20 protein-coding genes and 3 pseudogenes are annotated in these 22858 nt (G+C 70.1%); 11 read left to right on the forward strand and 12 right to left on the reverse strand.

The genetic code is table 11. From position 1 onward, the window contains the following. Together JGS39_RS09290 and JGS39_RS09295 are read right to left on the reverse strand one after the other, a co-directional pair. A pseudogene (locus tag JGS39_RS09290) lies at window positions 1-474 on the reverse strand (IS5 family transposase); the annotation flags it as partial. A 142-nt stretch (window positions 475-616) separates the two neighbouring features. Beyond that, window positions 617-1219, reverse strand: coding sequence for a sugar O-acetyltransferase (locus JGS39_RS09295; RefSeq protein WP_236063146.1), 603 nt, complete (start codon window positions 1217-1219; stop codon window positions 617-619). A 267-nt stretch (window positions 1220-1486) separates the two neighbouring features. Here JGS39_RS09295 and JGS39_RS09300 point away from each other — a divergent pair. The 3 genes and pseudogenes from JGS39_RS09300 to JGS39_RS09310 all read left to right on the forward strand — a co-directional run. Further along, a pseudogene (locus tag JGS39_RS09300) lies at window positions 1487-2358 on the forward strand (IS5 family transposase); the annotation flags it as partial. A 70-nt stretch (window positions 2359-2428) separates the two neighbouring features. Next, window positions 2429-2917 (forward strand): DinB family protein, encoded by a 489-nt coding sequence (locus tag JGS39_RS09305; RefSeq protein WP_219568287.1) that lies wholly within the window; start codon window positions 2429-2431, stop codon window positions 2915-2917. Window positions 2918-3167: 250 nt separating this feature from the next. Then, the gene (locus JGS39_RS09310) at window positions 3168-4781 is read left to right on the forward strand and encodes an IS1182 family transposase (RefSeq protein ID WP_308120279.1); all 1614 of its coding nucleotides are present in this window, start codon (window positions 3168-3170) and stop codon (window positions 4779-4781) included. A gap of 100 nt (window positions 4782-4881) precedes the next feature. Here the strand turns inward: JGS39_RS09310 and JGS39_RS09315 are convergent, their stop codons facing one another. Both JGS39_RS09315 and JGS39_RS09320 read right to left on the reverse strand, forming a co-directional pair. After that, the gene (locus JGS39_RS09315; protein ID WP_372456136.1) at window positions 4882-5184 is read right to left on the reverse strand and encodes an integrase core domain-containing protein; all 303 of its coding nucleotides are present in this window, start codon (window positions 5182-5184) and stop codon (window positions 4882-4884) included. 456 nt (window positions 5185-5640) lie between these two features. Further along, window positions 5641-6099, reverse strand: a complete 459-nt coding sequence (locus JGS39_RS09320; protein ID WP_219568342.1) for a MarR family transcriptional regulator — start codon at window positions 6097-6099, stop codon at window positions 5641-5643. A gap of 146 nt (window positions 6100-6245) precedes the next feature. Between JGS39_RS09320 and JGS39_RS09325 the strand changes: the two genes are divergently transcribed. After that, window positions 6246-7661 (forward strand): DHA2 family efflux MFS transporter permease subunit, encoded by a 1416-nt coding sequence (locus tag JGS39_RS09325; protein ID WP_308120280.1) that lies wholly within the window; start codon window positions 6246-6248, stop codon window positions 7659-7661. A gap of 203 nt (window positions 7662-7864) precedes the next feature. Here JGS39_RS09325 and JGS39_RS09330 read toward each other — a convergent pair whose 3' ends face one another. Both JGS39_RS09330 and JGS39_RS09335 read right to left on the reverse strand, forming a co-directional pair. After that, window positions 7865-8068: a hypothetical protein gene (locus JGS39_RS09330; protein ID WP_236063143.1), complete on the reverse strand. Its 204-nt coding sequence runs from the start codon at window positions 8066-8068 to the stop codon at window positions 7865-7867. Between the two features lie 401 nt (window positions 8069-8469). Next, a complete protein-coding gene (locus JGS39_RS09335) occupies window positions 8470-9036 on the reverse strand; it encodes a TetR/AcrR family transcriptional regulator (RefSeq protein WP_219568290.1) in 567 nt (188 codons plus the stop codon). A 150-nt stretch (window positions 9037-9186) separates the two neighbouring features. Here JGS39_RS09335 and JGS39_RS09340 point away from each other — a divergent pair, with 150 nt between their 5' ends. Further along, complete coding sequence (locus JGS39_RS09340; RefSeq protein WP_308120285.1) at window positions 9187-10656, forward strand: MFS transporter; 1470 nt, start codon at window positions 9187-9189, stop codon at window positions 10654-10656. Window positions 10657-10815: 159 nt separating this feature from the next. On the opposite strand, the gene JGS39_RS09345 is transcribed toward JGS39_RS09340, so the two are convergent. Then, window positions 10816-11433 (reverse strand): TetR/AcrR family transcriptional regulator, encoded by a 618-nt coding sequence (locus JGS39_RS09345; RefSeq protein WP_219568292.1) that lies wholly within the window; start codon window positions 11431-11433, stop codon window positions 10816-10818. Window positions 11434-11525: 92 nt separating this feature from the next. Here JGS39_RS09345 and JGS39_RS09350 point away from each other — a divergent pair, with 92 nt between their 5' ends. Beyond that, the gene (locus JGS39_RS09350; protein WP_236065705.1) at window positions 11526-12836 is read left to right on the forward strand and encodes an alpha/beta hydrolase; all 1311 of its coding nucleotides are present in this window, start codon (window positions 11526-11528) and stop codon (window positions 12834-12836) included. A 106-nt stretch (window positions 12837-12942) separates the two neighbouring features. Here the strand turns inward: JGS39_RS09350 and JGS39_RS09355 are convergent, their stop codons facing one another. The 3 genes from JGS39_RS09355 to JGS39_RS09365 are packed head-to-tail and all read right to left on the reverse strand — an operon-like array spanning window position 12943 to window position 14903. Then, entirely contained in the window at window positions 12943-13974 is a 1032-nt protein-coding gene (locus JGS39_RS09355) for an iron-containing redox enzyme family protein (protein WP_219568294.1), read from the reverse strand. Then, entirely contained in the window at window positions 13955-14203 is a 249-nt protein-coding gene (locus JGS39_RS40690) for a CDGSH iron-sulfur domain-containing protein (RefSeq protein ID WP_306084089.1), read from the reverse strand. The genes JGS39_RS09355 and JGS39_RS40690 overlap by 20 nt, the downstream gene beginning before the upstream one ends. A 13-nt stretch (window positions 14204-14216) precedes the next feature. Further along, window positions 14217-14903, reverse strand: a complete 687-nt coding sequence (locus JGS39_RS09365) for a HemK2/MTQ2 family protein methyltransferase (RefSeq protein WP_219568296.1) — start codon at window positions 14901-14903, stop codon at window positions 14217-14219. Window positions 14904-15291: 388 nt separating this feature from the next. On the opposite strand from JGS39_RS09365, the pseudogene JGS39_RS09370 reads away from it, so the two are divergent. Then, a pseudogene (locus JGS39_RS09370) lies at window positions 15292-15588 on the forward strand (GNAT family N-acetyltransferase); the annotation flags it as partial. A 104-nt stretch (window positions 15589-15692) separates the two neighbouring features. Here JGS39_RS09370 and JGS39_RS09375 read toward each other — a convergent pair. Then, window positions 15693-16913 (reverse strand): TetR/AcrR family transcriptional regulator, encoded by a 1221-nt coding sequence (locus tag JGS39_RS09375; RefSeq protein ID WP_219568297.1) that lies wholly within the window; start codon window positions 16911-16913, stop codon window positions 15693-15695. Window positions 16914-16978: 65 nt separating this feature from the next. After that, window positions 16979-18205 carry an XdhC family protein gene (locus JGS39_RS09380; protein WP_219568298.1) on the reverse strand — a complete coding sequence of 409 codons (1227 nt, stop codon included), beginning with the start codon at window positions 18203-18205 and terminating at the stop codon, window positions 16979-16981. Between the two features lie 141 nt (window positions 18206-18346). On the opposite strand from JGS39_RS09380, the gene JGS39_RS09385 reads away from it, so the two are divergent. The 4 genes from JGS39_RS09385 (at window position 18347) to JGS39_RS09400 (ending at window position 22854) form a co-directional block, all read left to right on the forward strand. Further along, on the forward strand, window positions 18347-19216 hold the full coding sequence (locus tag JGS39_RS09385) for an FAD binding domain-containing protein (RefSeq protein WP_219568299.1): 870 nt from the start codon (window positions 18347-18349) through the stop codon (window positions 19214-19216). Beyond that, complete coding sequence (locus JGS39_RS09390) at window positions 19216-19752, forward strand: (2Fe-2S)-binding protein (RefSeq protein WP_219568300.1); 537 nt, start codon at window positions 19216-19218, stop codon at window positions 19750-19752. The genes JGS39_RS09385 and JGS39_RS09390 overlap by 1 nt, the downstream gene beginning before the upstream one ends. 5 nt (window positions 19753-19757) lie before the next feature. After that, window positions 19758-22157 carry a xanthine dehydrogenase family protein molybdopterin-binding subunit gene (locus JGS39_RS09395; RefSeq protein WP_219568301.1) on the forward strand — a complete coding sequence of 800 codons (2400 nt, stop codon included), beginning with the start codon at window positions 19758-19760 and terminating at the stop codon, window positions 22155-22157. 61 nt (window positions 22158-22218) lie between these two features. Further along, the gene (locus tag JGS39_RS09400) at window positions 22219-22854 is read left to right on the forward strand and encodes an SRPBCC family protein (RefSeq protein ID WP_219568302.1); all 636 of its coding nucleotides are present in this window, start codon (window positions 22219-22221) and stop codon (window positions 22852-22854) included. Window positions 22855-22858: the final 4 nt, after the last annotated feature.

Below are 22858 nucleotides of genomic sequence, written 5' to 3' on the forward strand. Positions count from 1 at the left end.
CGCCGGTCAGGGTGGCGGCGAGCGGGATGCCGGTGGCGTCGGTGATCAGGTGGTGCTTGCTGCCCGTCCTGCCCCGGTCAACAGGGCTTCGTCCCGTCTTGGAGCCCCCTTTAACGCGCGGATATGGGAGCCGTCGACGGCCGCCCGGGAGAAGTCCAGGGCGTTCGCGCTGCGGAGCCTGACGAGGCGGGCCTCGTGCAGTCGCGGCCACACCTCGGCCTCGGTCCACTCGGCCAGTCGGCGCCAGCAGGTCATGCCGGAGCCGAAGCCGAGTTCCTGCGGGAGGTGTTCCCAGGCGATTCCGGTGTGCAGGACGAACAGGATGCCCTGGAACACGAGCCGGTCCGGATGCCGCTTGCGCCCGGGGTGCCGGGCCCGGCGCTCAACCTTGGGCAACAGCGGCTCGATCACCGCCCACAACTCGTCATCGACTTCCCACGGCTTCGGCCGAGCCACCCCGCACCCCCGGATCATCAGTCCCGGAGCGATCCAATCACCTCGAAGATCATTTCGTTAGGAGTTCTTAGGGCTTGCAGAAGAATAAGTTGCGTGTTGCCAGTCTTGACACCACATTTCAGGCCGGCTGTTCGACAGCAGGTTAATTCCCTGCAAGCCCTTAGCCGATCTCGCTTCCGGCGGTGCGTGTGGTGAGGTCCTCGTCCGTGATGTGGCGGACCACCCGGCAAGGTGTTCCGAGTGCAATGGTCATCGGCGGAATGCTGCGGCTGACGACGCTGCCGGCACCGATGACGGATCCGTATCCGATACGAACGCCGGGCAGGACCACGACGTTGCTGCCGATCCAGACCTTGTCCTCGATCACGATCGGCTCGGAGAAGCGACCGAAGTCAGCTCGGCGTGCGGGATGCACCGGGTGCCCCGTCGTGGTCAGGGTCACGCTGGGAGCGATCATGACGCCGTCGCCTATACGAATCTCCACGTCATCGACGAACGTCAGATTCACGTTCCCGAAGAAGTCGTCGCCGATGTGGACGTTGCTGCCGAACCCAGCGTGGAACGGTGGCAACAGCACCGTGCGTTCACCGACCGAACCGAGGATCTCGGTGAGCAGCGACCGGCGCCTCTCCGGTTTGCTCGGTGGCGTCAGGTTGTACTCGAAGATCTGCTCCGTGCGGCGCAGAGGGGCCTGAAAGGCTGCTTCCGACTCGGTGTAGACGAGCCCCTTGGCAATCCGGGCGAGCACTTCCTCGTTGTGCATATCCGTCACAGCGGAATACTCCGTTATCCGATTTCCTGGGCACCGATTGACGTGCCCCTGACCAACCGCGCTACAGACCCTATGCCGTCCGCAGCCTTCTCCGTGCGGGGTTGGCAGGAGCCGAGACGTTCCGCGGGTGCCGTCCATCGGCCGCCTGCCGCATCGTTGTCTCGAAGGACCAGCTCGAGGCTGCTCAGCGCATCAACGCCGAGCATCCCGCTCCGGCGGAGAGCAGTTCACGCGATCGTGCTCGAATGATCACGGTTCATGGGCCGGGGAGATCTCACGGACGAGCAGTGGGCAACTCTGGAACCGTTGTTGCCGAGGGGGACGAAAGCGGGGCGGCCGCCCGTCTGGCCTCTGCGGCAACTGATCAACGGCATCCGGTTCCGGGTCCGGACCGGTGTTCCGTGGCGGGACGTGCCCGTCGAGTGCGGGCCGTGGGGCCGGGTCTACGACCTGTTCCGCCGGTGGCAGCGGAACGGCACCTGGAGCCACATCCTCACCCGGCTTCAGGCCCTGACCAACGCGAAGGGTGCGATCACGTGGCACCTGAGCGCCGACTCCACGGTGTGCCGCACCCAGCAGCTTGCCGCAGGGGCCCGCAAGCGGGGCGACCTGCAGAAGGAACCACCGGGCGGTGTGTTCATCGAGCCCGGAGAGCACGGACTGGGACTCTCGCGCGGCGGGTTCACGACCAAGCTGCACCTGGCTATCGCGCAAGGCCAAAAGCTCATGCCGATCGTGGTCACGGCTGGGCAGCGCGGCGACGCACCGCAGTTCGAGCCCGTGCTGGAGAAAGTCCGCGTGCCTGGCATCGGGCGGGGCCGGCCACGTGTCCGCCCCGATCGGGTCCGCGCGGACAAGGGGTACGCGTACCGCAAGGACCGTGCCTACCTGCGTCGCCGCGGCATACGCTGCACCATCCCCGACAAGCTGATCAGGCCCGCAACCGCCAAAAGCTCGGATCTCACGGCGGCCGGCCACCGCGCTTCGACCCGATTGAACACCGTGAGCGTCACGCCGCCGAGTGCGAGATCAACCGCCTCAAGAGAAACCGCGCTGTCGCCACGCGCTGCGACAAACTCGCGGTCCGATACGAGGCGACCGTCCTCGTCGCTGCCATCAACGAGTGGCTATGCCCCTCCGTCGTCGCGTGGTGGGCCGGCTGCTGCCGCGGTTGTCAGTGGCTACTGCAACCATGCGCCCATGAAGTCAGATCGCACGGAAAAGAAGACTCTGTTGGCCTTCCTCGCGGCACAGCGAGCCAGCGTGCTGGCCATCGTCGACGGGCTTGACACACAGGCACTGACCACGGCGGTTCTGCCCTCCGGCTGGACGCCCCTCGGACTCATAGAACATTTGGGGCATGCCGAGAGGCACTGGCTCCAGGAGATCGTCACCGGAGCGGCCGAGCCGTTGCCATGGCCCGATGACCATGCCCCCCTGACGACACCGCGAGAGCCGAAGGTGGTTTTCGCCTTCTACGACGACCAGTGCCGCCGTTCCGATGCGGTGATAGCCCGCACGCCGTTGTCTGGCCCCCCACAGGGCCGCCATCCCGAACCGCTGGGAGACGAACTCGCCGACCTGCGCGGGATCATCATGCATGTCATCGAAGAGACCGCGCGTCACGCCGGGCATCTGGACATCGCCCGCGAACTACTCGACGGTCGAACGGGACTTGGACCTCGCTGAGCACCGGCCCGTAGCCCGGGCCGGAACCTATCCCCACTATCGCAACACGCCCTAAACTTGGACTCTGTCGGGGATCTTGGAGTTTCCCGGTGCGGCAGCACGATCGACGGGCATGCTCGGATAGTTCCGCCGACCGATGCAGCTGTCGAGGTGCCCGTTGTCCCTTCGCCCCCGTTCCGGTGAGCAAGTTCCGCCTCTGACTGCGCGGATCGCGCGGGCGAGCAACCCAACTGGCACGACGGCGATATGGGTGCGCGATCGGCTGGATGGGCTGTGGTGCGACGAGGACTTCGCGGACTGGTACCCGCGTGACGGGCGTCCGGGTCTCTCGCCTGCTCAACTGGCCACCGTCTGTGTGCTGCAGTTCTTGCTCGGTCTGTCGGACCGGCAGGCCGCCGAGGCGGTCCGCTGCCGCATCGACTTCAAGTACGCGATGGCCATGGAGCTGGATGACCCCGGCTTCCACCACAGCGTGCTGGCCGATTTCCGCGACCGTCTCGCCGAAGATGACCGCGCCGACCGCCTCCTCGACCTCGCGCTGACCCGCCTCAAGGAGGCCGGACTGGTGCGCGAGCGCACCACGCAGCGAACCGACTCCACCCACGTCCTGGCCTTGGTGCGCGACTTGACCCGCCTGGAGCTGATCACCGAGGCGGTCCGCGCCGCACTCGAAGAAGTCGCCGGCACCGCCCCTCACCTGCTGGACGAACTGGTCGACGAGGACTGGGGGCACCGCTACGGGCGGCCGGTCCGCCTGGGCAAGAACCCCACCAGGCCCAAGACTAGGATCCTTGCCACCGGAAATGATGCTGTCCGGCTCCTGGAACACCTCTACCAGCACGGAGCAGGCCGCGCGTCCGGCCCTCGCGTCCAGGCCCTGCGCCAGATCATCGTGCAGAACTACCACCATGACACCGCAGGACACCTGCGCTGGCGCACCGCCGAAAAGGAAGACGGGCCCGGACTGCCGCCCTCGTCCCGGGCGATCGTCTCCCCCTACGACACCTCGGCCCGCTACGCACGCCATGGACACATCATCAGCTGGAAGGGGTTTACCGCTCACCTGACCGAGACCTGTGCTCCCGACAGCCCCAACGTGATCACGGACGTGGCCACCACCGCGGCCACCACCCACGACAGCAAGGTCCTGCCCGGCATCCACACCCGCCTGGCCCGTCGCGGACTGCTGCCCGCCGAGCACCTGGTCGACGCTGGCTACACCTCCCTGCCCCACCTGGAACAAGCCACCCGTGACCACCAGGTCACCGTCTCCGGGCCGCTGAACAGCAACCCCACCCGCCAGCACCGTCGGAACGAGGGCTTCGCCCGGGACGACTTCCACATCGACTACGACCGCCAACAGGTCACCTGCCCCCAGGGACAGGTCAGCGCCGGCTGGCACGGCCCCTACCCGACATCCTCACCCACCGCGGCTCCGCTGATCGTGGCCAGGTTCACCAAGAGTCAGTGCCGCCCCTGCCCAACCCGCGCGCAGTGCACCAGCACCGCAGACAGCGCCCGCACGGTGGGCTTTCCCCCGCGAGAACTCCGCGATCTGCAACTCCGTGTCCGAACAGAGCAGCAGACGCCCGAATGGAAGGCCCGCTACGCGATCCGCTCCGGAGTGGAGGGCACGGTCAACGAGTTCGCCCACGGACACGGCATGCGACGCTGCCGCTACCGAGGACAGGGGAAAGCCCACATCCAGCACGTCCTGACGGCCATCGCCGTCAACATCGAGCGCCTCAGCAAACTGCCACCTGCTGAGGACGCACCTGCACCCCGCCGACCGACTGCCTTCCAGAACTACCTCGACCAGCGCGAGCTGCCCCGACTGAAATCCTGGCGAACCCTGGGCACCTGACCTCGACCACTCCAAGATCCCCGACAGAGTCAAGCTAAAGATTGTTGCAGAACGCCTGGGTGTGCTTGTTCCGCTTCGACGGACGCCATTGGTGTGGTGGTCAGGCTGCGAGTGCGGTCTCGTACTCGGCGGGGCTGAGGTGGCCGACGCTGCTGTGCAGTCGGTGCAAGTTGTACCAGCATTCGATGAAATCGAAGATCGCGGTGCGGGCGGCGGCCCGGCTGGGCCAGGCGGAGGTGCCGAGCAGTTCGCGTTTGATGGTCGAGAAGAACGACTCGGCGAGCGCGTTGTCCCAGCACTGGCCGGTGCGGCCGACCGACAGCCGGACCCCGAACTCTGCTGCCAGGGAGACGAATTGCTGGCTGATGTATTGCTTGGACTCAACCGGTCGTCGCAACACCATGCGCCGGCCGGCATCCAGGGCGCTACCGGATACCTCTGGACGTTCCGAGCGGGGTACCGGGCGGTGGCCATCAGCTCGCGAAAGTATGAACCCTGACCTGCACTTCCCCGGGCGGTCAGACTTCGACGGCAAGAACTACCCAATGGCCAATGTTCGGTGACATTCGCTCATGGTTCGCCGACACAGGACAACCAGTATCAGGGGAAGAAGACCTGCAAGCGACGCCGGCACGCTTCCTCGACCCCGACCCGGGCGTCAGAGTGGTGCTCTCCGGCGGCATGGTGTCCTTCCACCGTGCAACGGGCCAGACCCCCATGGCCCCCTTGCTCCCGTCTGCACTCCCCCGTCCGAGTCGGCCATCCTGCCCCCGCTTGAATGCCCTCAGCCCCATAGCCCTCAAGGGGGCTTGACCGGCCAATTGATGCGCGCGACCGCGCCCGACCGCTCCTCGCCCACTTATGGGCGGAGGTTGGCCAGCGCCTGCGGAGTCAGGTGTCGGGCGAGTACGCCAAGAGCATCGGCGACTTCCTGAATCCGTTGCGGGTCGCCGGCACCGAGCGCCTTGGCGAGTGCGTCGTCGATCGTGGTCGCCCGGACCTGTGCCACTCGGCCCGAGAGGTCGGGAGACTGCCGGACCAAGAGGCGGCGGCGGTCCGCGGGGTCGGGTGCTGTCGTGATCGCGCCCGCCTCCTTGAGGCGAGCGACGGCGGTTGACACCTGACTCTGCGGCAGGCCGGTGCGCGCGGCGATCTCACCGACGGCACTGTCCGGGTGGGCAGCAATGTCGCTCGCCGCGATCAAGACGGACCGGACAGTACCGGGGTGGCCTCCGCCACCGCTTTCCGGCTCCGGCATGGCCTCTTCGCCGATCTTCATCAGGGTTCGCCCCAGCAGGAACAGCTCTACTCCATTCATACCCTCACAATACATCGAACTGGATGCATCTATCTTGATGTATCGAGTTGGATGAAATAGCGTCATGGTTGGGTCCCGGAAGTTCCGGGACCGGCGAAGGGGTGGATTCCGTGCGGAAATGGCATGCAAACCCATGGGCTGTCCTGGTGACGCTCTCACTCGGGTTCTTCATGACCCTGCTGGATCTGACGATCGTGAACATCGCGATCCCGGAGATGATCGACGGGCTCGGCGCCTCGCTCGATCAGACGCTCTGGGTGGTCAGCGGCTACGCACTGGTCCTGGCGGTGCTGCTGATCACCGCCGGCCGCCTCGGCGACCTGTTCGGGCCGCGCAATCTCTTCGTCGCGGGGCTGGCTGTCTTCACCCTGGCCAGCATCGCGTGCGGGATCGCCGCGGGCCCCGCCGCGCTGATCGCCGCCCGCGCCGTCCAGGGACTGGGCGCCGCCTTGCTCGTGCCCCAGACAATGACCCTCATCATCTCGGTCTTCCCGGCCCAGCGGCGTGGTGCCGCCATGGGGATCTGGGGCATGGTCGCCGGTCTCGCCACCCTGTCCGGCCCCACTTTGGGCGGCCTCCTGGTCTCCACGGTCGGCTGGCGCTGGATCTTCCTGGTGAACGTGCCCATCGGCCTGGCCGCGCTCGCCCTCACCTTTCTGGTCGTCCCCGACATCCGCCACGGCCGCAAGCACCGCTTCGACGTGATGGGCGTGCTTATCGCCACAGCGGCGCTGTTCTGTTTGTCCTTCGGCCTCCAGGAGGGCGAGCACTACCACTGGGGCCCCGGTATCTGGGCACTGCTGGCCGCCGGCGCCTCGCTCGTCGCGGGCTTCCTGCTGCACCAGCGCGGCAAACAGGACCAGGAGCCGCTGGTGCCGTTCACGCTCTTCCGCGACCGCAATTTCACCGTCATGACCGTGTTGGTCGCGCTGGTGTCGATGGCCATGATCGGCCTGGTGCTGCCGTTCAACCTCTATCTGCAGTCGGTACTGCACATGAGCGCGATCAAGGCCGGAATGGTGCTCGCCCCGTCCTCGCTGGTGTCGATGACCGTCGGGCCGTTCGCGGGACGGTTCTCCGACCGCATCGGCGGCAAATACCTGCTTGTGGCCGGACTGACGCTATACGCAACCGGGATGCTCGCGATCGTACTGATCGCGGGGGTGGCCACCCCCTGGTACGCGTTCATCCCGGCGACCGTGGTCACGGGCCTGGGAATCGGCTGCGTGGTCGCACCGATGTCCACCGAGGCGATGCGGAACGTCGAGCCCCGGCTGGCAGGCGCCGCCTCAGGCGTCAACAACACGATCCGTCAGATCGGCTCCGTCATCGGCGCGGCGGCGATCGGGGCCCTGCTGCAGGGCCGGCTGGCTGCCGAGTCGGCCGCCGGCAAGACGTACGCCGACGCGTTCATCGCCACGATGCACGTCACCGCGATCCTGCCGATCGCCGTGGTCGTGGCCGGAGCACTCGCCTGCCTGCTGGTACACAACCACGCCAAAGCCAAGTCCGCGGGCCCCGTACCGGCCGCGGCCACCCGGGAGACGGTGCCCGGTCGCTGACCGAATGGCGCGCTGCTGGGCCGCCGGCTCTACCGGGTGGCGGCCCTGCATGCGGATGGCCGCGCGCCCCCTGGTGCACCCCTCGTCCGTGGGAGGAGTTCCGAAGTCATGGTGCTCGTCGGCCTCGTCAGGTGTCACACGCCGTCGTCACTGCCGGTCGAGGGCGTAGCGACCTGGTCCATGACGCGCTGCCAGTGCGCCCGTTACCGTTCGCGCACCTCAGCTCTTGCCAGGTGCTCCTGGTCGAAGCGGAGTATCGTCCGGGCTCCGCCGGCTGCCGAGGCGAGGGCGACCTGCACCGTGGTGGTGCCGTGGGTGACGCGGATGCCGTCCGCGGTCTGCGGTCTGCGGTCTGCGGTCTGCGGTCTGCGGTCTGCGGGGCGATAGCCGCGAACCTCGCACGCCACTCCCCCGGCCGTCCGGCAGGGGTGGCGTGTTCCGGTGCGAGGACCGCCGGACGGGCGGCTGCTTCGTTGATGGCCTCGGTGTCGCGGGGCGGGCGAGGCTCGCCGCGCGTGTGGACGATGATCAGCCGGAACGGTGCGTGGGGCAGCACTCGCGTGTCGGCCGCTTCCGCTTCGGAGTTGTCCAGTGCTGGCGTCGTGGTCAGCCGCGACCGGTCCACCCGGGCGGCCCAGGTCCGCGGGCTCGTGCAGGACCTCGTACCGGCGGTAGGGCCGGGGCCGCAGGTGCCGACCACTGTCGTGGATGCACGTACAGGGAGAACGTCTCCGACTCCGGGGCGGCACCCGCACCTCACGGAGCCCTGACACCACGACCGAGGGCTGACCCCCGGGGATGGGTCGGGTCACAGCAATCGGTCGACCAGCCCGTCGACGTAGTCCGGGGCGAGCGGGACCATGCCGAACAGGACGCGGATGTACATCGGGGCCAGGATGTGGTCCAGCACCGTGAACGCGTCGGGTGCCTGTTCGCCACGTTCGCAGGCGCGGTCAAGCATGGTCTGCAGTTGGCGCATGCGTTCGGCGCGGAGGTCGTCACCGGCCTTAAGGCCCTGCTGACCGTTGCCGGACAGGGCGACGGCCAAGCGCACCACCGCCAGACCGTCGGGTCCGGTGATCTCGCGGGCCACGTTGGCCGCGTAGGTGCGCAGGTCGCCGGCCAGGCTCCCGGTGTCGGGCATCGGTGACTGCGCGTTGAGACGGGTGAGCGCCACGTCGGTGAGCAGGGTTTCCAGGTTGCCCCACCGGCGGTAGATGCTGCTGTCGGCCACGCCCGCGCGTGCTGAGACCTCGCCGACGGTGAAGTTGCCGTAGCCGCGCTCGCTGATCAGGTCGGTGACGGCCTGGTGCACCTCCGCGCCGACGCGGGCGCTGCGCCCGCCGGGCCGCCGGGCTTGCTGTCGCTCGTTCATACCTCCACCTTAACGCAGTCAGTACTTGCGTTTGCGTGGAGCCCTCCCTATAGTCTACTAACGCAGTCACCGACTGCTTTAGAGCGCACGGGTGCATCGCCACCCTCGTCGACCACGGCAGGGCGCACCTGATGATTGAAAGGAATCCCCATCGCCGCATCGCATGCGACAGAAGGCAGTCGATCAAGCCGGGCCGCGCTGCTCACGGTGACCTGCCTGGGCCAGTTCATGGTTCTGCTCGACAACACGATCGTTGGAGCGGCGCTGCCCGACATGCAGCACCGGCTGCACACTCAGCTGACCGGTCTGCAATGGATCGTCGACGCGTACGTACTGCTGGTCGCCATGCTGCTGCTGTCCGGAGGCATCTTCGCCGACCGGTTCGGCCGCAAGCGGGTGTACCTGACCGGTGTGGCGGTGTTCACCGCCGCGTCGGTACTGTGCAGCCTCGCGCCCTCGGTCGGCTGGCTGGTCGCCGGCCGGGTGCTGCAGGGCATCGGGGCCGCGGCAGTGAGCCCCGCGTCGCTGGCCCTGCTCGCCGCTGCCCATCCCGTGCCGCAGGAACGAATGAAGGCGATCGGGCTGTGGGCCGGATTCAGCGGCCTCGGTCTGGCCGCAGGCCCTGTGGCCGGCGGAGTGCTGACAGAAGCCTTCGGCTGGCCCGCCATCTTCCTGGTCAATCTGCCCATCGGCATGGTGCTTCTGCTGTTCGGCCTGCGCCACCTCGGCGAGTCCCGCAATCCGAGCGCCCCCGCGATCGACATCCCGGGCACGGCGCTGTCCGTCCTGGGGGTGGGGGCGCTGACCTACGGACTGATCGAGGGCGGTGCACGCGGCTGGACGTCACCGGTCATCCTGGGCAGCTTCGCCGCCTCGGTGCTCCTCCTGGCCGCCTTCGTCGCCGTCGAAGCGCGTCACTCCGCTCCGATGCTGCCGCTGCGGCTGTTCCGGGAGCGGCTGTTCACCGTGTCCAACACCGCCATGGTCGTGGTCGGGTTCGCGCTCATGGGCTCGTCGTTCTTCTTCTCCCAGTTCTTCGTGTACGTCCAGGGCAGCTCGATCCTGCGCGCCGGCCTGCAGACCCTCCCGCTCTCACTCGCCATGGTGATCGTCAGTCCGTTCGCGGGCCGGTTCGCCGCCCGGCACGGCTTCCGAATTGTGGTCACGACCGGTCTGGCCCTGGCAGGAACAGGGCTGGTGGCGCTCGGCACGGTGCACGCCGACACCGGCTACGAGAGCGTGTGGTGGCGGCTGGGACTCGTCGGCACCGGCTTCGCCCTGACCCTGTCCCCACTGACGGGAGCCGCCATCCAAGCGGTCAGCCCGCAGGAAGGCGGCCTCGCATCAGGAATCAGCAGCACCACCCGGCAGATCGGCGCGGTGCTCGGCGTGGCGCTGCTCGGAGCCATCGTCCGCTCCCGTCAGTCCGGCGGCGCCTCCTTCGAGGCCGGTCTCAACAGCGCCTTCCTCGCCGCCGGCGCCATCACATTGGCCGCCGCCGTGTTCACCGGCCTGTGGCTGGCGAGGTCCAAGGCCGCGGAAGGCCCCGAAGGGCCGCAACGTTCCACCGATCCAGATGCGGTCGCCACCTCGAACGAGGTTTCCACGAGCAGCCGTTGACAACAACAACCCCATCCGCCGGCCCCCGCACCGCGCCGGGAGCACCCGCAGCCCGGCCGACGCATGGCCGGTCCGGCCCGGCCTGAAGCCCCCAGGCCGGCCGCCCTGCCCTCAGGGCTGTCCCGCAATTCCTTGCGGGACAGCCCCCCGGCAACGGCCTTACAGCGCCGGGTCCGTACGTCGAAGGGCAGCGAAGGCGGCGGGAGTTGCCCAGCCGCGCAGGACGGCATCAATCGTTGACCGGAACGCGGTCTCGGCTACGGCACCGTCGAGGCTGCCGGCGAGTTCGAGGGTCACGAGCCCGTGCAGGGCGACCCACAACGAGACGGCGATCTGCGTGGTGTCGCCCGCGAGGATGTGGCCCACCACGGCGCGGTCGATCGCCGCGACAAGCGGCCGCACCGGGTCCCGGTCGCCGACGCGGGCCGACGGCACGAAGGACTGCGCACCACCGAACAGCACCGTGTACAGGTGGCGGTGTTCGCGTCCCCAGAGGCGATATGCCGCGGCCAACGCGTACAGATCCTCCAGGGCGGCCTCCGAGACGGGAACAGCCGTCAGGTCCCGGAACAGGCCGGCGACCGCCTGGTCGCGCACCTCACGGATCAGCCCGTCCTTGCCCTGGAACAAGGTGTACACCGCCGCCGTCGACGTTCCGGCGGCGGTGGCCAGCGCGCGAACCGTGACCGACTCCTGGGGACGGGTGGCGAACATCTCGGTCGCGCATGCGATGAGCCGTTCTCTGACGGCGGCGTCGTTCGTCCTCGGTCTTCCCATGGCAAGCAGTCTATCCGCCCTGATAACATCGTTTCAAAACAGCGTTCCAAAACTCTGGGGAGCTCATCATGCCGCCGTCCGTCATACGTTCCTTGCGCCTTGTCGGCCGCCTCCTGGCGGTCGCCGCCGCGGTGGTGGGGCTGGTCGCCGTCTTCGTGGCGCTGATCGTCGCCACCGACGGCGCGGGATCGGGGTTGGCCGCATGGTCAGCGGCTGTCGGGATCGCGGTTGCCGCGGCGATGTGGCGCGGCCGCCGCCGCCCCTGGCGGGGACGGATGATGCCATTACTGCCGGTGCTCGTCGCAGCGGCCCTGACGCTGTCGGTGTGCGTCCCCACCGTCCCCACGACGCGCCAACACCCGCCCGCCCTGTCGTTCGTGACCACCGAGCACTGGCGCCTGTCCACCGGCAGCCGGGTCGCGGTCTACCACTACCCGCCCACCGGCAACAGCCCCCGCAAACGCGTCCCGCTCGTCTACCTCAACGGCGGCCCGGTGCGCGGCATCTCACTGCTCGACCACCGCTTCCTGCAACGGCTCGCGGGACAGGGCTACGACGTGTACGCCTACGAGCAGGCCGGCGGCGGACGCAGCGACCTGCTGCCCATGGACCAGTACTCGATCACCCGGTCCGTGCATGACCTCGGCGCGTTCGTCGGCAAGCTCGGCAGGGGCCGCGTCGACGTGCTGGGATTCTCCTCGGGCGCGGTCGTGCTCACCCGCGCGCTGGCCGACCCGGCCACCGCCGCGCACCTGCGCCGGGCGGTCGTCGCCGAGCCGGGCCCGATGGACGGCCCCACCGCCCGGATCACGGGGCAGAAGGGCCGACCGTCGGCCCGCGGCATCGCACCGGCCGTGACCGGACCGCGCTCCACACACGTCCCGCGGTACGCGGTCGCGTTCGGCCTCATGCGGCTCGGACTGCTCAGTCCGGACAACGGGCTGGTAGGACAGGCGGAGGGCGACAACGCCTTCACCGCCGCCGACCTCGGCAGCGACACCGCGTCCGCCTACTGCGCGCGGGACGCGCGGCGCATCCCGGTCGAGGACACGGCGCACAACTTCTCCTTCAGCGCCGCCGCCAGCCTTCGTGTCCAGCAAACGATCAAAGACTCCGCTTCCATCACTCCTCAGCTGAGGCGCTCCCGGACAGCCGCGATGCTGATGATCGCCGAGTGCTCCTCCCAGGTCCGGCAGTGGGCGACGACCATCCTCGCGGACAACCCCGCCATCCAACGCACCCAGTACATGCCCGGCGTCGGCCACCACATGTGGAACGGCCTGGGGAGCAACGACCAACGAGCGGCAGCCGTCATCACCGCGTTCCTCCAGGACGAGCCCGCACCGCTGCCCGACTACCCGACCCGGGCTGACATCCCGGCCTTCCTCCGCAATCACAAGTGAGCGGGCAGGAGGCCTGCCCGACGTGCGACGCACAAGCCGGCTCGCCGTGCCGCTCGCGCAGCGGCGCGGACACTGGTGATCACCGTCGCTCCACGAGCCCGAAGCCTCAGTGTGGCAGCCGGATGGAGCCCTCGCCGTCGCGCAGCGCCGACCGCCCGAGCTGCCAGGCCGCCATCAGATGGGACGCCAGCCGGCTTTCCAGGTACACAGTGGCGTCGGCTCCGAATGCCACCTCGGAGTCCAGGCCCGGCTCTTCGGCGAGCAGCCCGCCGATCACCTCTCGCCTGACGACCTGCTCGTGGACGGCGTCCGCCTCCACGTGCTCGGTGTAGAAGCGTTCGGCCGCGGGCCCGGCGCCGATGCGCCGCATCGCCGCAGCAAGCCGGCGGGAACCCGGCGACGAGGTGATCTCCACGCATGCGAAATGGCCCACCAGCGCGCCCCGCAGGGCTCGGTGCAGGCCGAACAGCGTCATGACGTTCACGACGGCGAGCGCGGGGGCGGGCGCCGCCTCCACGTAACGGCCGTAGCCGGTGTCCAGGCCGAGGTCGTCCATCAGCTCGGCGAAGAGATGAGCGTGAATGTTCTCGGCCCGCCCGGCGCCGAACTCGTCGTATTCGATGGCGACCATGCCGGCCTTGGCCCGCCCGCGCAGCCGGGGGATCACCCAGGCGTGCGGGTCCGCCTCCTTGAGGTGGTAGAGCGAGCGCAGGGCGGCGTACTCGCGCATCTGCCACCGTTCTCCCTCGTGCTCGAGGTGGTGGGCGACACTGCCACGATCGTCCGCGGGCTCGACCAGCAGTTCTCCGACGGCCTCGTCAGCGGAGCGTCCGGCAGGAACATCGGCCCGCAGAGCATCGAGGAACCGCCGTTCGAGCGCCCGGCGCAACGGCATCAGTGCCGGGTCCCATTCACGGTCCTCGGCGACTGCGGCGAACCCCTGGTAGTGCAACTCGTAGAGCATGTAGAGGGCAAGTTGCAGATCCTCCCCGTACGGATCCGCGGCTGCGGCCTCGTCCACCCCTGGAGGAGCGTGCTGCGGCGATGCGAGGGCAGCGTACAGACCGGCCGAGAGCGGCCCTCGGGGGCAGGGCACGGCGGGGCCGGCAGGGCTGTGCTCAGTGGTGGTCGCCGTCATGGGTGCCCTTCGGGTCGTTTCCGGGAGTCCGGTCGCCGCCCTCGCGGCCGGCGCTGCCGGAAGACTTCGTACGGCGGCGGTGGCTGGTGTCGCACCAGGGGTACGCGCGGCTGCGGCGGCAGGTGCAGACCGCGACGACGAACCGTTCGGAGGTGGCGGTCGTGCCGTCCTCCTGGACGATTTCCACCGGCCCCTCGACGAGAACCGGACCGTCGCGGACAACGGTCACACGCCTGGCTCGGTCAGCTTCGTTCGGCACGGATGACCACCAGTTCCTCTGCGTCGTCGTCGGCGTCGACCAGGCCCTGATCCGACAGCCACGGCAGCCTCTTGGTCATCACGGGCCCGTAGGGCACGTAGGACCGCTCCGTCACGGAGCAACTCAGGCCGGAATCCGTCATTCTGCTGAGCGTCTCCTCGACACCGCAGAGCCCGGACTGCACCAGGAGCAGTACGCCGTGCGGCCGGAGCACGTCCCGTGCGTGGGCGCATATGCGGTCAAGGGCCTGCCGTCCGCCGAGTCCGGCGTCCCAGGCGACCGCGGACCCATGGGGGCGGGAACGGTGTTCCAGGGGTGTGGGCACGTACGGCGGGTTGCTCGTCACCAGGTCGAAGCGCCGACCGGCGACCGGCCCGGTGAGGTCCCCGCGCATCACCCGGATGCGGTGGCCGGCGCGGGCGGCGTTCATCCGTGCCGTCATCACTGCACGCCGGGAGATGTCGGTCGCTGTCACCCGGGCGCGCATCCGCGCGGCCAGCAGAGCGAGCGCGCCGCTTCCGGTACAGACGTCGAGAACTTCCATGCCCGCTGTGACCCCTTCGCGGTGAAGAGCCCGGGCGAGCAGGTAGGTATCGGCCTGCGGAGCGTAGACCCCCGGCAGCGTCCACAGGTTCCCGAAATCGGCGGGCCGTGCGGCAGCGGTCGTCATCGGAATCCTCCATGGGGGCACTGACAGGTTCGGGATCCCGCTCGTATCGCCAGGCGCGTGCCCACCTCATTCAGGTTCGACCTGCTCGTTGTCCGGCGCCACTGGAGCCGCGGTCTCCGGCCTCCTGCCCTGCGACTGCCGACGCATGCGCTCCACGCGGCGGATGAGCGAGCGGGCCCGAGGCGACGGCCTGCGGGGCCGGACCTCTGCGCGGCGGAGGTCTCGGCCGGGCTGCTGCCGGGGCACTGCTGAGTCGGTTGCTGGGGCACTACTGGGTCGGTTGATCGGTTGCGTGGCCTCGCGGTCGGGGGGTCTGATCCCTGATATGACGATTGTGCTGGGAACGCCGGCGGTCGACGGGGTCCGCGAGGCCGTGGCCTCGCTGCGGGAAGCCCGCTGCCTGGGCGCCTACGACGACCGGGGCAACGTGGCGGCGGTGGTGAAGGTGTGGTCGGCCGGTCCGGGGAAGCCGGGGCTGGTCGAGCCGATGGGCGTGCACGAGGACCACCGTGGTCGCGGCTACGGCCGGGCGATCACCGTGGCCGGGGCGGCCGCGCTGCGGGGGATGGGCTCGTCGGGCGTGCGCGTCCGCACGCCGAGTTCCAACGCCGGTGGCATCGCCACGTACAGGGCGGCCGGGTTCGAGGCGCGGCCGGAGATACGGGACCGCATGCGGAAGGCCTGAAGCCGTGGCCTCCCGGCAGGGCGGGCCCGCCCGCCGGTCGGCCCTCCGCGCGGCCGACCACCCCTCCCCCGCGTCAACAACACCGCGGGCCAGCACACTCGGCTTCAGCGCGCCTGGGTACGGGCCTGCACGCCGCTCCCCAGCGCACCGAGCAGACCGGCGAGCCGTCGCCTGTCCGCCGTACTCAGACCTGCGAGCAGTTCCTGCTCCTGGGCCGACCGCACGGCGTGGACCCGGTCGGCAAGTTCCAGACCCTCCGGGGTGAGGCGGAGCCGGATGATCCGGCGGTCGTCCGCGTCGCGTTCCCGCTCGACCAGGCCCGCCGCCTCCAGACGGTCCACATGCTGGGTGAGGCCACCCGCGCGGACCCGGCCGGCCGCCGCCACCTCACCCGTCGTCCGCCGGTAGGGCTCCCCCGCATCGCGGAGCGCGGCGAGCACGTCGTAGGCGGGCAGGCTGACGCCGTACTCGCGAAGAGTTCTGCCGATCAGTTCCTGATGGGCGGCGGCACATGCGTCGAGCTGCGCGAAGAGTGCGGCGGGAAGTGCGTCCGCCGCCGGACCCGGGCCCTCCGGACGAAAGTCCGCGGGGCGTACGGGAGTCGGGGCGGCCGGGGCAAGGCGACCGGAGGCCGCCCCGCCGTCCGCCGCCCCGTCCTGCGCAGGCGGGGGTACGGAGTCGAGGGCGTCGCCGAAAGCGGTGACAAGCACATCCGTCAGCGCCGGGGCGAGTTCCCCGGCCGGGACGGAGGCCGCCGGTTCATGCGCGAAGAGGTAGCGCTCCATGATCACGCCGAACAGGACGCTCCGGACGACGGCGGCACGCACGTCCGCGCCGGCCGAGTCGCCGAGCAGGCGCGCGAGGGGCTCGCCGACCTGCTTCTCCAGGATCGTGCGCAGGAGTTCGGCGCTCGGTGGATGGCTGAGGGCCGAGCGGATCAGGGCGGGCCAGGGATCGTCGGCCGGCAGGCGGTCCCACCGGTCGAGGTAGGCGCGGGCCAGCGCCGCGGGCAGTTCACCCGTTCCGGCGGACATGGCGGACAGCACGTCACCGGTGACGCCCGTTCCGCCCGCCACCGCCTCACGGAACAGGCCGTCCTTGGTACCGAAGTACGCCATCACGAGGCCGGGTGTCACTCCGGCCTCGGCCGCGATGGCACGGACTCCCACGCCCCTGTACCCGTGCGCGCCGAAAAGCCGCCGGGCCGCTTCGAGGACCGCTTGGCGGTTGCCCTCCGGGTCGTGCGAGCCGGGGCGGCGCTGCGATGCCTGCCCCGGCTCCGGGCGCTCGGCCGGCCGTCGACGGCCCTGGTGCTCTGGATCCACAGGCTCCACATTAAACGAGTGTTCAAATTAAACGCCCGTTCATAAAAACAGTCGTTCAAAAATAGTCACCCCGTGTGGACGGGGCCCGTCCGCACGGTGAGCGGAAGAGCGGTTCCGCCCTGCCGCACTGCCACGATCTCGGCCAGGATGGACAGGGCGGCCTCCTCAGGGCCCCGGCCGCCCAGATCGAGCCCGATCGGCGAGCGCAGCCTCGCCGTCTCCGCTTCCGTCACACCCGCCGTGCGCAGTCGCTCCATCCGGTCCTCGTGCGTCCGGCGACTTCCCATGGCTCCGACGTATCCGGCCGCGCTGCGCAGGGCGAGGGTGAGGACCGGCACGTCGAACCGCATGTCGTGACTCAGCACGCAGACGGCGGTCGTGGCGTCGATCCGGTCCTCGTGCGCACGGAACCAGCGGTCCGGCCGCTCCACGACGACCTCGTCGGCCCGCGGGAACCGCTCGGCCGTCGCGAAGGCGGGCCGGGCGTCGCAGACCGTCACCCGGTAGCCGAGCGCGGCACCCATGTCCGCCAGGGGCCGGGCGAACTCCGCCGCACCGAAGATCAGCAGGCGGGGCCGCGAGCCGAAGGACTGCACCAGCAGCTCACGCCCCGGCGCACAGACCGCACCGCCGTCAGCATCGTTCCCACTGCTGACCAGCCCGTCGGCCGCATCGCCTCCGCCGGTCACCATCCCGTCGGCGCCATCGTCTCCGCGGTCGACCAGCCCGTCGGCAGCCTCGTTTCCCCTGGTCACCAGCCCGTCGGCCGCATCGCCTCCGCCGGTCACCAGCCCGTCGGCGCCACGGCCGAGCATCCCCTCTGCCGCCAATGCCGCAGCCCTGTCCGTCCGCGGGTCGCCCAGCGAGCCGCTCACCGTTCCGCCGCCGACGACCAGGCAGCCGCCGCCGTCCACCGGGGTGACCAGAGCCACCGGCACGCCGGCCGCGACATCGGCGGCGAGCCGGCCGAGAGGCACCTGCGCACCCATCTCCCTGATCAGCTCCTCGATCGTGCCGCCACAGGTCAGGCCCACCGCGAAGGCGTCCTCGTCGCCGATCCCCCAGCGTGCGAGCACCGGGGCCGCGCCCGCGAGCACGTCCTCCGCCAGCGCACAGACCTCGGCCTCGACACAGCCCCCGGAGACGCTGCCGACGACGCGGCCACCCTCGGACACGAGCATCGAGGCGCCCGGCCCGTGCGGGGACGAGCCCCAGGTGCGCACGACGGTCGCCACGACGAAGCGGGTTCCGGAGCGTTGCCAGGCGGCCGCCTGGTCGATGACATGTCGCATATCGCCCTCCACGGGCCATGAATTTTCGGACAGCCTCTTGCCAAGAGGAAACTTTAATGTAAATCATTTCAGGTACTAGATAAGTTGCCTGCGCCGAAGACCACGGTGCGACGAGAACACGAGAGGTTCGGTGGCAGCGGGTTGAAACCCACATCCTTCGACTACACCGCCCCCAGCACCGTCGGCGAAGCGGTCGCCCTCCTCGGCGACGAGGAACGGGAGGCCAAGGTCGTCGCGGGCGGCCAGTCCCTGATCCCCATGCTGAACATGCGCCTCGCCAGGCCCGAGCTGCTCGTGGACATCACGCGGATCCCCGAACTCGGCCGCCTCCACGTGGACGGGTCGGGCAAACTGCGTATCGGAGCAGCCGTGCGGCAGGCCCGCGCCGCGGCGGACGGCGCGGTACGGGAGGGCTGGCCGCTCCTGGCCGTCGCGATCGGCCGCATCGGGCACCCTCAGATCCGCCACCGCGGCACCGTCTGCGGCAGCCTCGCCCACCACGACCCGGCCGCCGAACTCCCCACCGCCGCGGTGTGCCTGGACGCCCGCTTCGTGATCACCGGCCCCCGGGGCACCCGTACCGTCGGCGCCGAGGACTTCTTCGTCGCCACCTTCTCCACGGCCGTCGAAGCCGACGAACTCCTCACCGAGGCCGTGTTCCCGCCACTCCCGGCGCACCACGGCTGGGCCTTCGAGGAACTCACCCGCAGGCACGGCGACTTCGCCACCGTCGGAGTGGCCGTCGTCCTGGAACGGGACACCGCCACGGACACCGTCCGCTCCGCCCGCGTCGTCTTCTGCGGCGCGGGGCCCGTCCCCGTCCGCCTGCCCGCCGTCGAGGACGCCCTCGTCGGCACCGATGTCGGCGAGCACGCTCTCGCTGCCGCGGCCCGCGTCGCGCTGGCCCGCCTCGCCCCTGCCGACGATGTCCACGCCACCGCCGAGTACCGGCGCGAGGGCGCCGCCCACCTCCTCGTCCGCGCCTGCACCACCGCCTGGGAGCGCTGCTGATGACCACCTCCGTCCCCGCCCCGCTCGCCGCGCGCACGCCGCCGCTCGCCGAGCCCTCCGCCTGGCACGGGATCAGCCTCATCGTCAACGGACGGCCGGTCACCGCCCAGGTCGAGGCGCGACTGCTGCTCAGCGACTTCCTGCGCGACCGCCTCGGTCTGACCGGCACCCACGTCGGCTGCGAGCACGGGGTCTGCGGTGCCTGCACCGTCCTCGTCAACGACGAGCCGGTGCGCGCCTGTCTGACCCTGGCCGTGCAGTGCGACGAGGTCGAACTCCGCACCGTCGAGGGCCTCGCTCCCGCCGACGCCCCGCTCACCCCCGTGCAGCGGGCCTTCCATGAGTGCCACGGCATGCAGTGCGGGTTCTGCACACCCGGATTCGTCATGACGACGACCGCCCTGACCGAGCAGGACGAACGCCCCGACGAGGAGCAGGTCGCCGACGCGCTCAGCGGGCACCTCTGCCGGTGCACCGGCTACCGCAACATCCGCCGTGCCGTGTGCCAGGCACTCGACGAGCGATTCGGGGAGTGACCCGCATGTCCCACGCCTCCGACCGGGACCGGTCCGACCAAGGCAACAGCAACGGCACCTGGATCGGCCGGTCCGTCCCGCGCGTCGAGGACGACCGCCTGCTGCGCGGCAACGGCCGCTACGTCGACGACATCGCCCTCCCCGGCGCCGTCGAGGCCGCCTTCCTGCGCAGCCCGCACGCCCACGCCCGTATCGAGTCCGTCGACGTGACCGCGGCCCTGACCGCGCCAGGCGTCGTCGCCGTGTGGACCGGCGACGACGTGGCGGACCTGCCCGCGATGCTGAACAAGGAGGAGCTGCGCACCCCGCCAGGTCTCGCCGCTCTCCTCGATCCGCTGGTCCGGATGACTCCCATGCCGCTGCTGGCCCGCGACAAGGTCCTCTACGTCGGCCAGCCCGTCGCCGTCGTCCTCGCGGAGAACCGCTACCTCGCCGAGGACGCGCTGGAGCTTGTCGAGGTGCGGTACGCCCCGCTGCGGGTTCTGGTCGACCCCGAGCACGCCCTGGGCGAGGACGCGGTCCGGCTGCACGAGGACCTGCCGGACAACACCGCGGTCGCCGTCGCCACCCGTGTCGGTGACCCGGAGGCGGCGTTCGCCGGCGCGCACGCCGTGGTGAGCGAGCGGTTCGAGGCCCACCGGTACGTCGCCTCGCCGATCGAGACCCGGGCCGTCTCGGCCCAGGTCGATCCGTACAGCGGCCGGCTGACCGTCTGGTCGGGCACCCAGACCCCGCACCGGCTCCGGGACGCCATCGCCCACACCCTCGGCCTCGAGTCCGCCACGGTCCACGTCATCGCGGCCGACGTCGGCGGTGGCTTCGGCCAGAAGGGCATCCTCTACGTCGAGGAACTCCTCGTACCGCACGCCGCCCGTCGTCTCGGCCGCCCCGTGCTGTGGCGCGAGGACCGCAACGAGAACCTCACCGCCTCCTCGCACGCCCGTGAACAGATCCACCGCATCGAACTCGCCGCGGACGCCGAAGGCCGCATCGTCGCCGTACGCGACCGGATCACCGTCAACTTCGGCGCGTACAACATGACCGGCCTGGTCGTGCCGTACAACTCGCTGTGCCATCTGCTGGGGCCCTATCGCGTGCCGAACGTGCACATCGATGTCACCGGCGTGCTCACCAACACCACCTTCGCCACGCCCTACCGGGGAGCCGGACGTCCGGAGACGGTCTTCGCCATGGAGCGGGCCATGGACCGGCTGGCCGCGGAACTGGGCATCGAGCCGGCGCAGTTGAGGGCGCGCAATCTGGTGCGGCCCGACGAGATGCCGTACGCGACCGGCCTGGTGGACCGCTCGGGCAGCCCGCAGTCCTACGACTCCGGGGACTTCCCCGAACTCCTGCGGCGTGCGGTCGCGAAGGCCGACGTCGAAGGGGTACGCGCCCGGCAGCGCGAAGGTGCCCGCGACGGGAAGTACGTCGGCATCGGATTCGCCATGTACATAGAGGCCACCGGCCTCGGACCGTTCGAGACCGCGCGCATCGACGTCGCCCCCAGCGGACGGGTACGGCTCGCCATCGGCGCGCCCTCCCAAGGCCAGGGACACCGCACCTCCATGGCGCAGATCGCCGCCGACGCCATCGGCGTGCCGTTCGACGTCATCGACGTGGTCGGCGGAGACACCGAGGCCACCCCGTTCGGCGTGGGCACCATCGCCAGCCGCGCCCTGGTCAACGCCGGGAACGCCACACACCGGGCCGGCCGGCTCGTCCGCGAGAAGATCGTCGAAGCGGCAGCCCGCCGCCTCGGTGTCGATGCGGGCGGCCTCGACCTCAGCGACGGAATCGTGCGGGCCGGGGAACCCGGGGGCCCGTCCATCAGCCTGGCGGAACTGGCAGGCAAGGCACCGCTGCCCGGCATCCCCGAGCCCACCGACGGCCGGCACGGCACCGAGATCAGCGAGACCGTGCACTTCCGCCCGCCGGGTTTCGCCGTCGCGAGCGGAGCGCACGCAGCCGTCGTCGAGGTCGACGAGCACACCGGCGAGGTCGAGATCCTGCACTACGTCGTCGTCCATGACGCGGGCAACATCGTCAACCCGATGATCGCGGAAGGACAGGTCACCGGCGGCATCGCGCAGGGCATCGGCGGAGCGCTGTACGAGGAGATGGTCTACGGCCCCGACGGCCAGCCCCGCACCGGCACGTACATGGACTACCTGGTGCCCACGTCCTCGGAGATCCCCGACCTCGACATGGACGAGATCTTCACCCCGAGCCCCATGAACGACCTCGGCGTCAAGGGACTCGGCGAAGGCGGCGCGATCGCACCCCAGGCGGTGCTCGCCGGTGCCGTCGAGGACGCGCTGCGCCCCTTCGACGTGGTCGTCCGCCGCGGCCCACTCTCACCGAGCCGGGTACGCGCGCTGATCCGTGCGGCAGCCGACGCCTGAGTCCGCCCGACAACCGAACCGGCTCCTCATCCACAGCCGGCCGCCCCCAGATTGGACAATCATGCAACTGGACCACGCCTTCACCGTCCCCGCCGGCCTCGACGACGCCTGGAAGCTCTTCCAGGAACTCGACCGGGTCGCGCCCTGTATGCCCGGCGCCGTGCTGGACACCCTCGACGACGACTCGTTCACCGGCCGGGTCAAGGTCAAGGTCGGTGCGGTGCAGATGAGTTACCGCGGCGAGGGAACCGTCACCCGCGACGCGGCCGCCCGGTCGATGTTCCTCGACCTCAGCGGAAGCGAGACCCGTGGCGCGGGCACCGCTTCGGCCCGGGTCACCGCGACCCTGAGCACCGCTGCGGCCGGCACCCTGGTCCGCGTCCGCACGGACCTCGACATCACGGGCCGGCCCGCGCAGTTCGGCCGGGGCATCATGACCGAGGTCGGCGACCGCATCGTCCAGCAGTTCGCCACCCGGCTCGAAGAGCTGCTGCGGGACGCCGGTCCCCGCCCGTCACCGGCGTCGACGACGAGCGCAGCGCAAGCCCTCCGGGGCGGGCCCGCACCCGAGCCGGAGGCCATCGACCTCGGCGCGGCCGCTCTGCCCGTCCTGCTCAGGAAGGCCGCGGCCCCCGCGGCGGCCGCGCTGTTCGCGGTGGTGGTGATCCAGCTGCTGCGTCGGCGTACGCGCGGCTGAGAAC

It is taken from the genome of Streptomyces poriferorum (assembly GCF_019399235.1).
Lineage (GTDB): Bacteria > Actinomycetota > Actinomycetes > Streptomycetales > Streptomycetaceae > Streptomyces > Streptomyces poriferorum.

Excerpts from the sequence above, each read along its gene's own strand:
- JGS39_RS09395 (WP_219568301.1), top strand. The coding sequence starts at position 19,758 with ATGTCCCACGCCTCCGACCGGGACCGGTCCGACCAAGGCAACAGCAAC.
- JGS39_RS09380 (WP_219568298.1), bottom strand. The coding sequence starts at position 18,205 with ATGCGACATGTCATCGACCAGGCGGCCGCCTGGCAACGCTCCGGAACC.
- JGS39_RS09390 (WP_219568300.1), top strand. The coding sequence starts at position 19,216 with ATGACCACCTCCGTCCCCGCCCCGCTCGCCGCGCGCACGCCGCCGCTC.
- JGS39_RS09315 (WP_372456136.1), bottom strand. The coding sequence starts at position 5,184 with ATGGTGTTGCGACGACCGGTTGAGTCCAAGCAATACATCAGCCAGCAA.
- JGS39_RS09335 (WP_219568290.1), bottom strand. The coding sequence starts at position 9,036 with ATGAACGAGCGACAGCAAGCCCGGCGGCCCGGCGGGCGCAGCGCCCGC.
- JGS39_RS09355 (WP_219568294.1), bottom strand. The coding sequence starts at position 13,974 with ATGACGGCGACCACCACTGAGCACAGCCCTGCCGGCCCCGCCGTGCCC.
- JGS39_RS09345 (WP_219568292.1), bottom strand. The coding sequence starts at position 11,433 with ATGGGAAGACCGAGGACGAACGACGCCGCCGTCAGAGAACGGCTCATC.
- JGS39_RS09365 (WP_219568296.1), bottom strand. The coding sequence starts at position 14,903 with ATGACGACCGCTGCCGCACGGCCCGCCGATTTCGGGAACCTGTGGACG.
- JGS39_RS09305 (WP_219568287.1), top strand. The coding sequence starts at position 2,429 with ATGAAGTCAGATCGCACGGAAAAGAAGACTCTGTTGGCCTTCCTCGCG.
- JGS39_RS09295 (WP_236063146.1), bottom strand. The coding sequence starts at position 1,219 with ATGCACAACGAGGAAGTGCTCGCCCGGATTGCCAAGGGGCTCGTCTAC.
- JGS39_RS09400 (WP_219568302.1), top strand. The coding sequence starts at position 22,219 with ATGCAACTGGACCACGCCTTCACCGTCCCCGCCGGCCTCGACGACGCC.
- JGS39_RS09320 (WP_219568342.1), bottom strand. The coding sequence starts at position 6,099 with ATGAATGGAGTAGAGCTGTTCCTGCTGGGGCGAACCCTGATGAAGATC.